This window comes from Nostoc sp. NMS9 (assembly GCF_017114995.1).
Classification (GTDB): Bacteria; Cyanobacteriota; Cyanobacteriia; order Cyanobacteriales; family Nostocaceae; genus Nostoc.
Genome location: NZ_JABXKL010000013.1, coordinates 61,674 through 74,999, shown reverse-complemented (window position 1 = coordinate 74,999; position 13,326 = coordinate 61,674). Strand labels below are relative to the sequence as shown.

The window sequence follows — 13,326 nt, the reverse complement described above, 5'->3', positions numbered from 1 at the left end:
GGGCATTGGGCATTGGGCATTGGGCATTGGGCATTGGGCATTGGGCATTGGGCATTGTTTATCCCCTTGTCCCCTTGTCCCCTCATCTCCCCTAGTCTTTTTCTTCTCTACGAGACGCTCTTGCTAGCTTGCTTCCCTGTAAGGGTACAATTTTAAATTTTGAATTGATTTCTCTCCACTCCCTTCTTCAGGATTTTTCAGCATCAAACCACTTATCATATAGCGATTGATAAGTGCCATTTTCTTTAAGACTCAGTAAAGCCTGATTAATTGGTTTGCGGTAGGGACTGTTATTGGGCAGGATAATGCCGTAGCTTTCTTCACGCAAGATACTGCCAACAATCTGTACTTTCCCTTTGCCTTCATTGGCAGCATAGAAGAGGAGTACAGGCGCATCAAACACTACGGCATCAGCTTTTTTTGTTTGCAGAGCATTGTAAGCTTGCTCAATCTTAGTAACTTCTAAAACTGAAATCTTATGTTCTCGCAGGTATGTGGCGGCTGTGCTACCCGCAGTTGTGGCTACTACCTTGCCGGGTAAATCGTCTATGCTCCTGATATCGCCCTGAAGCTGTTGCACTGTCAATGAGGTAGTCGCACTGGCTGTAAAGTAGGCGGCAAAAAGTACTCCGATGAACATCCAGATAATACCTACTAGGCGTCCCATTACTCCTTTGGGCATTTCGTCAGCTTGGGTTGCTAAGGTGGCAGCTGCCCACCAACAGGCTTTGAAAATGCCAGGAAAATATGATTTGGGAATCATCCCATCTTTGTGATGACGCTCAGATAACCAAATAATGTGGGCTGCTACTACAATTAGTACCAGGGCAACGCCTATTACCTGCAATAGGGTAGCGGAGAAAAACAATTGCAAAATATTTGGGAAGGCACTGTTGTTGTTCTCTGGGTTTCTCACCATAATTTGCAGCCCCCCAGCAAAAATGGGTAATGAGAAATCAAAATTCTGCTCGCGTTCAGCTGTAATTGAGATGGCTGAAATCCCCAAGTTGGCTTTGCTGTCCTTAATAGCCGAAAGCAATTGCGGCACAGTGGAATATTCAATAAATTTAGACTGTACACCTATTTGGTTAGCGATGTTGCGCCAGAGGTCGATACTGAATCCTGATAACTCACCTTTGTTTGATAGCACAAAAGGCGGTATAACTCGTGTAGCTACTAATAACGGTTGTTGGAGTTGTGGTTTTTGGGCCACTCCTGGGGACGCTATTAACAACAATGCCAGAATTCCACCTATTAATCCTATGCAGGTATACAGTGCTAAGGAACGCTTGGTTTTGTTTTTCGGGTCATATCTGCCAATCGGGTTTTTTCTCCCAGCCAGAAGTTGACGAAATCTACTAGCGATCGCATTTATCATCAGAATTCTCTCAGGGTTGTGTGCATAATCTATTTATCATGCCCACCCCATACCAAATATCACGTTCATCATCCCCCTAAAACCAATTTTTTTCAGATTTAAAGAGACTGGGGATTGGGAAGATAGATTACCTCGCCTGTAGGCATTTGCTAGAGATGAAGAACACAGGCTCGCTCTGCAAGCTGGATTCCAAGTTCATTTATCCAAGCCAATTGAGCCAGAAGAGTTGGTGACAGTGGTTGCGAACCTCACCAAAAGCAGCAAACAAGTTTAACGCATAAGTAAGCTCCCGTAAAACCTGCGAACGCCAAAATAACAAATGCGAACGCCAAAATAACAAATGCGAACGCCAAAGTAACAAATGCGAACGCCAAAGTAACAAATGACCTAACCCCCAAGCAGGGAAGGCAAAAAATTCACAGCCTCTCTCCTTCTGGGCTTACAGTGTACACACATCTCTGTACAAAACCAAAATCCTTAATCAAACTGTATTGTCCTGCCTCGTTCAAAAGTTGCATTAATAAAAAAAGAGGCAGCTACTAACTACCTCCTGACAAATTAAAGCTTGGATGGACTGAGAAATGCTTTGACAGCAGGCTAGAAACTCAGCTAGCTGCGGCTCAAAAACATAGTCAAGACCACTCCCAGGATAATCGATCCACCGCTAAGGATGAATGACCAGAAGCGATGGTAACTGTTGACAATGGTGCCATTTTTACTCTGGAGTTGAATTAGATCCATCCAAGGCGCAACACCTCGACGGAACCAACCCACAGCCCCAACTTGTTCGCCAATCAAGCTTTGGACTCGCTTCATCCCAAACAGAAAATTGCCGATAGGGCCAAAGCGTGAGGCGTAATGCATATAAAGCATTCCGCTACGATCTTGAATTTTTAAATCGGAACCAAATTTATAACCAGCGTCACCACGACCAATGAGTTGACCTTCAAGTTTTGCCGGTTGTCCACGCAACGGACTGGCATAGGGGTCTGACATCAGGGTGAGAATATCGGTTTCTGGTGCTTGCTTGTAGTCGGGGAACATCACCAAGGCTTTGACGAGAATTCCGATCCCCAAGCCAATTAGTGGCGCACCCAATACTAAACCTGTGTTTGGGGAACTTGACCACAGAATCACACCCATTACCAAGCCAACGAAGAAACCAATTGTTTCAGCGCCGTACAATACAACATCTAAAAAGAAGTTGCCGTAAAGCCTACTTTTATTAAGACTTTTACCTTCTCCAATAACTCGCCCCATATCAAACTCAGTCGGTAAACCCAATTGTTCGGCATAGTTGCTTAATGCACGAACTCGTTTGCCTGTCAATGGGTGAGTGGAATTTAACTCCATCCACCAGCCCCAAGGGTTAAACATATCCCACAGAAAGACGCGACCAACTTTTTGAGTATCGGATGCAATCCGGTAGGCGGTTCCTGTGGAAGCGGCGGCTTTATGGTCATAGATACCCAAGGCGCGAGTTCCTTCAATTAAACGGCTGGGTTCTTGTGTCCGCGAACCTTCTTCTAATATCCCATAAGCAATCTTTACTAAAGCGCGGGATAAGCCATTGGGATTACCCGTACTTTCGGCTGCAAAGTGGTCAGCAAAGTATTCTCGTGTGCGGGAGAGGTACAGCACTAGATAAGTACCAACGACATAAAACACGTAAGCAACTAGGGCAGCAGTTTGCATCGCATCTTTAATTTTGCTATCGCCACCGCCACGCCCAAATCTTCTGGCTGTACTGTAAATCAAGTAACAAATTTGCACTAAGGTAGAAGCTACTGTCATCACTGCAAAGTCCCAGTGGACGATGTGCCCCAATTCGTGAGCGTAGACGGTAGCAATTTCATCGTCATCCAGGTATGTGAAAAGTCCCTGACTGACGACTAAACGGGCACTATTCGGTAATGAGCCATAAGTAAAAGCCGTGGGGTTTTGGTCGTTAATAATTCCCAAGCGGGGCATTTTCAGCTTTTTCTGCTCACAGACTTGGCGAATAACTTTAGCTGTCTCTGGACTGAGGGTTTCTACTTCTGCCAACTCTACCCAGCGAGTTTGGTAAAGCCAGCCTTGAGTTAAGTCCATGATGAATGGAGATATGAAAAAGGCGGCGATATTAAAAACTAGGGTAATACCAATAGCGATCGCTAATCCTTGGAGTGGATTATCGTTACCCAAAATAAATACTATGCTCAAACCTAAAGCCAGCACCATGCCAAACAGCAAGGTCATGGTGACACCAGAAGCTAACGCCAAACTACCACCCACTCCCCCCATTGCTAATTTCATCCCAGTGGTAACGGCACGACCAGCTTTTTGGCTAGCTTTATGTGGCGTTTGGCGGAAGGATTGACTAGCTTGTTCTGCCCAACTGCGAGTCTGTGGATTTTCACTCATGATTAACTTTTGACACAAGGCCTTGGCTTTTTCGGTTTCGCCTGTGGCTTGATAGGCTTTCATTAGCCACATCTGTGCTGAAAGATAATCTGAGGAATTGTGTTCAGCGCAATCGCGGCAGAATTGTTCGAGTAATTCAACCGCTTCTTGATAACGTTTTTGGTTTAAAGCATCTAATGCAGATTGCAATGACATAGGATCTCCCTACTAAAGGAGTGGTATTTGATCTATCAATACTCAATAGATCCAGCGATCGTCACTGCGATTTCGTAAAAATTTAATTAATGACAGTATAAAATATCTACTTAAGTAAAAGACTAGAGAAACATATATTACTATGTCTCTCTAGCCTGGGGAACGCATAAATCATGTTTAAGATTTTCAAATAAAAACTGTAATAATACTTATAATATTTTTGCTGCGGTAAACTTATTACCTCTTTGTCCGTGTTTGATATTTAGAGAATAAATGTTTTCAACCCAGTCTTGCTTCACCCAATCAGAGTAATTATTGATTACCCAAATGGTTCACCCGATTGGAGGAAGACAATGATAAACATAACCTGAGATTGATAAGATGAGGAAAAGGTAAAGATTTGTACTATGACTATTTTTGATATAGCTTCTCCCCTAATTGCGATCGCCGGACAAACCCGCCAAGCTGCAAGTAAACTAGCAATTCTCTCCACTGAGGCAAAAAATCAGGCACTTGTTGCGATCGCTCAAGCTTTAGAATCAGCAAGAGATGACATTTTACAAGCAAATATTGCTGATTGTAAAGCTGCAACTGCGGTCGGAATTCCCCAACCACTTTATAAGCGCTTGCAGTTGGATGAACATCAATTAAGAGATGCGATCATTGGGGTACGAGATGTTGGTAAGCTAGCCGATCCAATTGGTAAAGTCCAGATTCACCGCGAACTTGACACTGGCTTAGTTCTCAAGCGGATTACTTGTCCTTTAGGCGTTTTGGGGATTATTTTTGAAGCCCGTCCAGAAGCGGCGATTCAAATTGTTTCTTTGGCTATCAAATCGGGAAATGGTGTAATCCTCAAATGTGGAAAGGAAGCGGTGCGTTCTTGTGAAGCGATAGTTAAGGCAATTAAGCAAGGATTATCGCAAACTGCTGTTAATCCAGATGCAGTGCAGTTGCTGACAACTAGAGAAGAAACTCTAGAACTTTTGAGGTTAGATAAATATGTAGATTTAATTATTCCTAGAGGTTCTTATTCCTTTGTCAGATTTGTACAGGAAAATACTCGTATTCCGGTACTAGGTCACGCCGACGGAATTTGTCATCTTTATATAGATAAAGCCGCCGATATTTCTAAAGCAGTTCCGATTACCGTCGATGCAAAAGCGCAATATGCTGCTGTTTGTAATGCAATTGAAACTTTGCTAGTTCACCAATCAATTGCTACAGAATTTTTACCGAAAGTTGCTGAGGCTTTGCAAGAACGCCATGTGGAATTAAGAGGTGATAAACACACCTTGGAAATTTTACCTAATATAAAAACTGCAACAGAAATCGATTGGGAAACTGAATATAACGATTTTATTTTGTCGATAAAGATTGTAGACTCTATAGAAGATGCGATCGCTCATATTAACGAATATGGTTCCCGGCATACTGATGCGATTATCTCTGAAGATTCTGCGGCTATAGAAAGTTTCTTTGGACTTGTGAATTCAGCCAATATATTTCACAACTGTTCCACCCGTTTTTCTGATGGCTTCCGCTATGGTTTCGGTGCAGAAGTTGGAGTTAGCACTCAACAAATGCCACCCCGCGGTCCTGTTGGCTTAGAAGGATTGGTGACATACAAATATCAAATGACTGGCGATGGTCATATTGTAGCTACTTACACTGGGGCGAATGCTAAAGCTTTTACTCATCAGGATTTAGTGTAAAAGATTCTCCCAATTATGGACTTTAGTAACGCTAAAAATACACCGGGTAAATAGGTGTATTTTTTATGTTAATAGTTTATTTGAGTTGTCAAAAGTTTTAATTGGGCCATGCCATCGGTGATCATTAAAAAAAACCTCGTCAAAGGCTCCATTAGTGTATTGACTAATTACCTTGCTCCAAAAAGCTTGTGCGCCTAAGTTTAAAGCAGTCTGCCGTACTTCCCAACTGCCGGGAAACTGGTTGAAAATGTGAGTAGCTACCTGTTCACCAATACCTTTACTTCGATACTTCTTGAGAATAAAGAACTCGGCAATAGACATAGCATGGTTATCTTGATGAAGGTAGGTGTGCTGATTAACAAGTACAAACCCTGCCAGTTTTTCATCAACTTTAATCAGAAATGGGTGTCGCTCAGGTTCTGTCCAATAGTAATCAAGATATCGATAACCAAACAAGCCGCAGGTATCTACATCTTTAGCTTCTATTTCACTCAGGTCATACTGGTATAGTTCCATTAAATTATACAGCACTGACTTCTGTTGTTGAGTAGCTTTTACCACTTCGATTTTCATAAAGCATCTACGATACTGAAACTAAAACATAATGAGCACCAACGATTTAAACAATATTTCACATCCTAATTGGGAAGCATTGGAATCGATGTCAGATGACGACGTTGATTATTCTAAATATTCCATTATTAAACGATGAGTTTTTCGAGAAGACAATGTTGAGATTGCCAGGAAATCAAGCACAGAACTTAATTCAGATTGATCCAGAATCATAGCTTGGTTTCAATTCCAGGGTGTTGAACACGAAACACTTATTAATTCTGCCTTGTGTCAACATATTAAATCTTTGAGATGAAGCGATCGCTTCAAGAATCTTGACTCGAAAGAGTTAGTTCTGGAGTTAACATTAACCTATCAAGCCAGTTACAAAAAAATAGATTTGGCATGAGTAGCAAAATATCCAAGGTCGGTATTATTGGTGCGGGTAATGTGGGTGCAGATGTAGCAAATGCTTTAGTGCTACTTGGTAAATGTGTAACAGTCGTCCTTTTTGATCGAACTTTATCAAAAGCTGAGGGGCAAGCATGGGATATTGAAGACACCATTCCCCTACTTAAAGACATGGAGATTATACCATCAAATCAGTATGAAGATTTAGCGGATTCTGATATTATTGTCGTGACTGTTGGGGTGCAGCAGAAACTTGGACAGACCCGATTAGATACGTTGAGCGACAATGCACAGATCATGCGTTCAACAATAAAAGAATTGGATCGAGTTGCACCGAATTCAATCATACTTATTGTTAGCAATCCAGTGGATGTACTAACACGGATTGCGATCGCCAGTTCCAATAGAGCAGAAAACCTAATTTTCGGTTCGGGAACCGTTCTTGATACTGCTAGACTGAGATATCAACTTGGTAATCGACTGAATGTTGCTAAACAAGACGTTCATGTTTATGTGATTGGAGAGCATGGAGACAGTGAATTTGTCGTTTGGTCTAGTGCATTTATTGGGGGAATTCCGTTAGCTGAATTTCCCATACCACAAGGAGCAACGCTGGAACAAATTCAGGAAGAGTACGCAGAGTTAACCCGTAAGCGAGGTTATAACATTTCTGAACGTAAAGGAAATACTAGCTATGGCATATCAATAGTAGTTTGTCAGTTAGTTGATACCATCCTGCGAGATGAAAAGCAGATATTTCCAGTATCGGCCAGAGCAGATTCTAACTATGGAGTTGGCAGTGAAGTTGTTCTTGGACTTCCATGTATCATTAGCTCCCAAGGTATTGAGCGCCAACTGGTGTTACCAAGAAATGCTTATGAACAACGTTTATTAGAACAGTCAGCCACCAAACTGAATGAAGCCTACAACTCGGAAGCATAATTAAAATCAACTCACATAGGTGGTAAATATCTTTAGCTGGCATACAAGATTAGTAATTAACTTTAAACTAAGGCTTTAAGTAAAGCTTGAAGTTTAAGCTGCACTTCTGCAAACTCTTTCTCAGGATCGGAGCCAGCCACGATACCAGCACCAGCATACAATCTCGCGCGATCGCCATCAATCAATGCTGAACGAATTCCCACAATAAACTCACAGTTACCCTGAGAATCTATCCAACCTAGAGGTGCAGCATACAAACCTCTTTCAAAGTTTTCATAACGACGAATTTCGGCACAAGCTACATCTTGTGCTGCACCCGCAACGGCTGGCGTAGGATGCAATTGTCCAACAATCTTTAATGGGTGTATGTCAGCGGGAACCATAGCACTGATTGGTGTCCATAAATGCTGGATATTCGATAATTGTCGTAATCGGGGTGCTAATATTTGCGGTAATAAACCTAGTTGGCATAGTCGTTGTGTAATGAAATCAAGCACTAGGGAATGTTCATGCTTTTCTTTTTCACTATTTAGTAAGCGATTGGCATTAGCTGCATCTTCAGCAGGGGTTTTACCTCGTGGTGCAGAACCAGCTAAAGCATCAGTGATTAACTGTTGATTATTAATACTAATTAATCTTTCTGGACTTGCACCAATAAAATTTTGTCCTTTGCCATTACTTGTAGAAAAAATATAACAATTAGGATGATTTTGTCTGAGATTATTTAATGATTTAACTAGGTCAAAGTGGTTGCTTGATTTTACATCTAATATATCTGCTAGGACAATCTTACTTAAATGGCTAGACTGAATTTTTTCCAAAACCGATACTACTGAACGTTTAAATTGGGCAGAGTTAGTGATAGATTTTCTATATAAGTTTTTAGGAAAATAATCAATATTAGCAGAGTAATTTTCTAAAGATTGGATAAATTCAATTTTATTTTGCACATTCTCCAACAATCTTGCAATATTTACATTTGGATTGATAATTATATTTGTTACTAATATGCAACGCTGATTTTTTACGGCTACTTGCCAACGTGGAAGAAAAATGGTAGCAGATGGAAATGGATAATCTACTTGGGCGTTTTTATCAAAAAAGCTGAAATAACAAAAAAAGTGAGGACCAGAAAAAGGTTGGTTTGCGTTACCAAAATTAATTATATCTTTTAGACAAGATTTGATAAAATATTCTGCTTGATTAAAACGGTCTGAGCCATCAATCTGTAATTTTGCTACAGCATTAATTGCCGCGATCGCTTCTCCTTTGCCTCTGTCTTCAAAGTAAAAATTTATTTCATTTGCTTGTGTAAGTTTATCTAATACAAGTAAAGGGTCAACTAAATCAATTTCTTGGGAGACACTGACAATTTGTCTGCAATTATTTTTGACGCACTTTTCTTGCACCGCTACCAGAAATTGATATAAATCTTTGTGCTCTACAAAGAAGTTGCTACGACATGGTGAAACTGTCATGGATTTAACGATAGTAAATTTTTTTTAAGTTAACTTCCTAAAGTGTAATTAATCGTGGTCGTATTTTTACAGGTAACATATTAAGTTGCTATTTCACCAGCGTAGGGTTTGCCTTATTTGTGGTGTTCTCAGACTATGATAAGACAGTTTCAGCCTGAGACTGCAACGTGAGGGTGAGTGTTAACAACACAAGGTTAAGAAGCCATAGTAAAAGTGACACTTGTTTATATATCACCCATATCTAACGTCTCTTGAAATCATAAAATCTCAAGTGTGAGTAATATTCCAGTAATTTAATTAATCACAACTGATGACTACCAAGCAAATTTTATATCCCAACACTAAGTTATGGATGGCAGCGATAAAACCGCCAATGTACAGCGTTGCCATTATGCCCATTTGGGTAGGAACAGCAATAGCATTTGCAGAAACTAAAATATTCAATGGAGCAGTATTTTCTACTTTTGTAGCTGCCGCAATTTTAATTCTTGCCTGGGAAAATATCAGTAATGATGTCTTTGATTTCGAAACAGGTATCGATAAAAATAAGCACCATTCTCTGGTGAACTTAACAGGCAATAAGCCATTGATATTTTGGATAGGAAATTTGTGTTTAGGTTTGGGGTTGCTGGGCATACTAGCGATCGCCTTTTGGCAACATGACCTAACTGTGATCGGTATAATACTGCTGTGCTGCGGTTTAGGCTACACGTACCAAGGCCCTCCCTTTCGCTTAGGATATCAGGGTTTAGGCGAGATTATTTGCTTTTTTGCCTTTGGTCCCTTAGCAGTGGAGGCAGCATATTATAGCCAAACCCAAACTTGGTCAATGACAAGTTTAGCAGCCTCAGTCATTGTTGGGATTGCCACAACCTTAATTTTGTTTTGCTCACACTTTCACCAAATTAAGGATGACATAGCCGCAGGCAAGCGATCGCCTATCGTCCGTCTCGGAACCCAAAAAGGGGCCCAACTCCTAGTTTGGTTTACTGGTAGTATTTATCCTCTCACCTTGCTGTTTGTGCTATTGGGGATTTCTCCAGCTTGGACGTTATTAAGTTGGGTAAGTTTACCCTTTGCTATTAAATTATGCCGCCATGTTCAAGAAAATCACAACCACCCCGACAGAGTTAGTAACTGTAAATTCATCGCCGTAGCTGTGCATTTCTGGGCTTGCTTGCTGTTCGGACTGGGATTTATGCTTTAGCAATTACTAATTGATGCGTTATCAATTTAAATTTCGTCCATATCAGCGAAGATTTTTGCGATCGCTTACCACCAATCATGGTAATTGGGATATTCGTGAAGGTATTATCCTCCGCCTTACCGATGAATCAGGTAAACTCGGCTGGGGAGAAATCGCCCCCATTAGCTGGTTCGGTTCCGAAACCCTAGAACAAGCCTTAGATTTTTGTCGCCAACTCCCAGAAGAAATCACAGATGAAACCATTTTCTCAATTCCAGATGAGTTACCTGCTTGTCAATTTGGCTTTGAGTCAGCGTGGGAGATGGGGAGTGGGGAGTGGGGAGTAGGGAGTCGGGGAGATGAGGGAGATGGGGGAGATAAGGGAGATGAGGGAGATGGAGGAGATAATTTTATAACTCCTAACTCTTGTACAGACGCGATTAATCGCGTCTGTACTCCTAACTCTTCACTCCTCTACAGTGCCTTATTACCAGCTGGTGAAGCGGCTTTGAATCAATGGAAAACGCTGTGGCAGCAAGGATACCGTACATTTAAGTGGAAAATTGGTGTGTATGCGATCGCTGATGAACTAGAAATTTTTGAATCACTAATACACGCTTTACCAGCCTCTACCAAACTGCGATTAGATGCTAATGGTGGACTCAGCTATGAAGAAGCTAACTTATGGCTGTGGACTTGCGACAATCTCAAGGCAAATGGAGAAATACTCCTAGAAATTGAATTTATCGAACAACCGCTACCTGTTGAGCAATTTCAGGGGATGTTGGAATTGAGTATGAGTTATAAAACTGCGATCGCTTTAGATGAATCTGTCGCCACACTTGGGCAACTCGCCGCCTGTCATCAACAAGGTTGGCGAGGGATTTTTGTCATAAAGCCTGGGATAGTTGGATCGCCATCTCGTCTGAGAAAGTTTTGTCACCAGCATGAAATTGATGCTGTATTTTCGTCAGTATTTGAAACGGCGATCGCAAGACTTGCAGCATTCCAGCTAGCAGCAGAATTATCCCGAAACAACAGGGCAATTGGTTTTGGTATCGACCATTTTTTTGAACAAGAAGAAACCTGGCTTCAAAGTTTATGGAACGACCTTTAGACTGTCTTAATAACCTAACTCAGGATGATTGGCTTATCGGTTACAATAGTCGTCAATTGAATCAAATAGCTCAAGAGTTATATTTAGAAATAACACAATTATCAGCGTGCGGAACACCACCAAAAATTATTTTAGCGGAACGCGAACCAGTACGGTTTCTAGCAGGTTTTATTGCCGCTTGTGCAGCTAATTGTCCAGTTTTTCTTTGTAATCCCGACTGGGGAACACAAGAATGGCAACAAGTCTTTGATTTAGTACAGCCAGACATTATTTTGGGAATGTGCAATAGGGAATGGGGAATAGGGAATGGGAATAATTACCAATACCCCATGCCCTATGCCCCATGCCCAATGATTATGATTCCCACAGGTGGTTCATCGGGGCAGATTAAATTTGCCATCCACACTTGGGAAACTCTTATAGCATCAGTACAAGGATTTACAGAATACTTTCAACTCAAGCAAGTCAATTCATTTTGTATGTTGCCGTTATATCACGTTAGTGGTTTAATGCAATTTCTGCGCTCTTTCATTACCGCAGGTAAACTAGCTATTCAACCATTTAAAGCCGTAGAATCCAGTCAAATATTAAATATTAAACAATCAGAATTTTTCATATCTTTAGTACCAACACAGTTACAACGCCTCTTGCAAAATCCAGAATTAACTGAATGGCTATCCCAATTTAACACTGTACTTTTGGGAGGTGCGCCAGCATGGAACGAGCTACTAGAAAAAGCCAGATTTCATCGCATCCGGTTAGCACCTACCTATGGCATGACAGAAACCGCCTCTCAAATTGCTACCCTCAAACCAGATGATTTTCTGAGCGGTAAAATGAGCAGTGGTCAAACTCTTCCCCATGCAAAAGTAACTATTCGCAATCAACAAGGCGAAATTTTAAATTCAAATCAAATAGGAAATATCACTATTCATGCTCAATCTATAGCCCTTGGTTATTATCCGATAACCAGAGAAAATCACGATATTTTCCAAGTAGATGATTTAGGTTTTTTAGACGACCAAGGTCATTTAAATATTGTCGGACGTAACAGCGACAAAATTATTACAGGTGGCGAAAATCTTTACCCAGTAGAGATTGAATCCGCAATACAAGCAACTCAAATGGTTGCTGATATTTGTGTCATCGGTATCCCAGATAAACATTGGGGACAAGTATTAACAGCGATTTACATTCCCAAACAATCAAATACTTCTGCCTTAAACATCCAAACCCTACTCAAAGACAAACTCAGCAAATTTAAAATCCCTAAATATTGGATTCCCCAGCAAAACTTACCTCGTAACTCTCAAGGTAAAATTAACCGCCAACAGTTACAGCAAATAGCCACAGAATTCCTCCAAAATTCCATCACATAATCTCTCTCGACTTTCTTCTCTCCGCGCCCTCAGCGTCTCTGCGGTTCGTTTCCAACCATTGGGCTATCTCTTCAGGTAATTCCTGCTTACTTCTACTACTCACATCAATACAAACATGCCTACTGATAGCCTTAGCAACTACCACCTCAGCCACCGTAATTTCGTAAGTAATTTCAAACTTATCAACACCTAGTTTTTGAGGTATTAAACTAATCAGTAACTTGTCCCCTACAAACATAGGACGCAAAAAATCAACACTAGCATGAACAATGGGAAGTGCCACGGATGGATTAGTAAAAAAATCTTTGAGATTAATACTTGATGCTTCTAAAGATTCTTCATAAGCTTCATGGCAAATACCCAAAATGTTAGTAAAATAAACTACGCTAGCAGCATCAGTATCTTGAAAGCGAACCGTGCGGTTATAAGTAAAAGGCATTTTTGACAATTGAATATAAAAAAAACAGCAGGTTTATTGCCTGTACAAACTAATTTTATTGCAACTAAGTAAGTCGGTGAGAAAAATTCAATTTCCCCAGTTCTGAGTTTGTATCGATTTGTTTAGCCTCA

General features: G+C 40.9%; 10 protein-coding genes. 5 read left to right on the top strand and 5 right to left on the bottom strand.

The annotated features are described in order from the left end of the window. Positions 1 to 187: 187 nt before the first annotated feature. Together HWQ40_RS04810 and HWQ40_RS04805 are read right to left on the bottom strand one after the other, a co-directional pair. Positions 188 to 1,378 carry a transporter substrate-binding domain-containing protein gene (locus HWQ40_RS04810; protein ID WP_292775293.1) on the bottom strand — a complete coding sequence of 397 codons (1,191 nt, stop codon included), beginning with the start codon at positions 1,376 to 1,378 and terminating at the stop codon, positions 188 to 190. Positions 1,379 to 1,987: 609 nt separating this feature from the next. Beyond that, a complete protein-coding gene (locus HWQ40_RS04805) occupies positions 1,988 to 3,976 on the bottom strand; it encodes a zinc metalloprotease HtpX (protein ID WP_292775291.1) in 1,989 nt (662 codons plus the stop codon). A gap of 407 nt (positions 3,977 to 4,383) precedes the next feature. Here HWQ40_RS04805 and HWQ40_RS04800 point away from each other — a divergent pair, with 407 nt between their 5' ends. Beyond that, entirely contained in the window at positions 4,384 to 5,691 is a 1,308-nt protein-coding gene (locus HWQ40_RS04800; protein WP_292775290.1) for a glutamate-5-semialdehyde dehydrogenase, read from the top strand. 63 nt (positions 5,692 to 5,754) lie between these two features. On the opposite strand, the gene HWQ40_RS04795 is transcribed toward HWQ40_RS04800, so the two are convergent. After that, positions 5,755 to 6,264: a GNAT family N-acetyltransferase gene (locus HWQ40_RS04795; protein ID WP_292775289.1), complete on the bottom strand. Its 510-nt coding sequence runs from the start codon at positions 6,262 to 6,264 to the stop codon at positions 5,755 to 5,757. A 384-nt stretch (positions 6,265 to 6,648) separates the two neighbouring features. Between HWQ40_RS04795 and HWQ40_RS04790 the strand changes: the two genes are divergently transcribed. Then, the gene (locus HWQ40_RS04790) at positions 6,649 to 7,596 is read left to right on the top strand and encodes an L-lactate dehydrogenase (protein WP_292775288.1); all 948 of its coding nucleotides are present in this window, start codon (positions 6,649 to 6,651) and stop codon (positions 7,594 to 7,596) included. A gap of 62 nt (positions 7,597 to 7,658) precedes the next feature. Here the strand turns inward: HWQ40_RS04790 and HWQ40_RS04785 are convergent, their stop codons facing one another. After that, a complete protein-coding gene (locus tag HWQ40_RS04785; protein ID WP_292775286.1) occupies positions 7,659 to 9,074 on the bottom strand; it encodes an isochorismate synthase MenF in 1,416 nt (471 codons plus the stop codon). A gap of 310 nt (positions 9,075 to 9,384) precedes the next feature. On the opposite strand from HWQ40_RS04785, the gene menA reads away from it, so the two are divergent. The 3 genes from menA to HWQ40_RS04770 are packed head-to-tail and all read left to right on the top strand — an operon-like array spanning position 9,385 to position 12,756. Further along, complete coding sequence (gene menA, locus HWQ40_RS04780; protein ID WP_292775284.1) at positions 9,385 to 10,281, top strand: 2-carboxy-1,4-naphthoquinone phytyltransferase; 897 nt, start codon at positions 9,385 to 9,387, stop codon at positions 10,279 to 10,281. A gap of 13 nt (positions 10,282 to 10,294) precedes the next feature. Next, positions 10,295 to 11,377, top strand: a complete 1,083-nt coding sequence (locus HWQ40_RS04775; protein WP_292775283.1) for an o-succinylbenzoate synthase — start codon at positions 10,295 to 10,297, stop codon at positions 11,375 to 11,377. Beyond that, on the top strand, positions 11,362 to 12,756 hold the full coding sequence (locus HWQ40_RS04770; protein ID WP_292775282.1) for a 2-succinylbenzoate--CoA ligase: 1,395 nt from the start codon (positions 11,362 to 11,364) through the stop codon (positions 12,754 to 12,756). Before HWQ40_RS04775 ends, HWQ40_RS04770 begins: the two co-directional genes overlap by 16 nt. Here HWQ40_RS04770 and HWQ40_RS04765 read toward each other — a convergent pair. After that, entirely contained in the window at positions 12,749 to 13,195 is a 447-nt protein-coding gene (locus tag HWQ40_RS04765; RefSeq protein ID WP_292775281.1) for a thioesterase family protein, read from the bottom strand. The two genes, HWQ40_RS04770 and HWQ40_RS04765, sit on opposite strands and share 8 nt — an antisense overlap. Positions 13,196 to 13,326: the final 131 nt, after the last annotated feature.

Coding starts and splice junctions, on each gene's coding strand:
- HWQ40_RS04765 (WP_292775281.1), bottom strand. CDS start 13,195: ATGCCTTTTACTTATAACCGCACGGTTCGCTTTCAAGATACTGATGCT.
- HWQ40_RS04790 (WP_292775288.1), top strand. CDS start 6,649: ATGAGTAGCAAAATATCCAAGGTCGGTATTATTGGTGCGGGTAATGTG.
- HWQ40_RS04770 (WP_292775282.1), top strand. CDS start 11,362: ATGGAACGACCTTTAGACTGTCTTAATAACCTAACTCAGGATGATTGG.
- HWQ40_RS04775 (WP_292775283.1), top strand. CDS start 10,295: ATGCGTTATCAATTTAAATTTCGTCCATATCAGCGAAGATTTTTGCGA.
- HWQ40_RS04810 (WP_292775293.1), bottom strand. CDS start 1,378: ATGATAAATGCGATCGCTAGTAGATTTCGTCAACTTCTGGCTGGGAGA.
- HWQ40_RS04795 (WP_292775289.1), bottom strand. CDS start 6,264: ATGAAAATCGAAGTGGTAAAAGCTACTCAACAACAGAAGTCAGTGCTG.
- HWQ40_RS04785 (WP_292775286.1), bottom strand. CDS start 9,074: ATGACAGTTTCACCATGTCGTAGCAACTTCTTTGTAGAGCACAAAGAT.
- HWQ40_RS04805 (WP_292775291.1), bottom strand. CDS start 3,976: ATGTCATTGCAATCTGCATTAGATGCTTTAAACCAAAAACGTTATCAA.
- HWQ40_RS04800 (WP_292775290.1), top strand. CDS start 4,384: ATGACTATTTTTGATATAGCTTCTCCCCTAATTGCGATCGCCGGACAA.
- menA (WP_292775284.1), top strand. CDS start 9,385: ATGACTACCAAGCAAATTTTATATCCCAACACTAAGTTATGGATGGCA.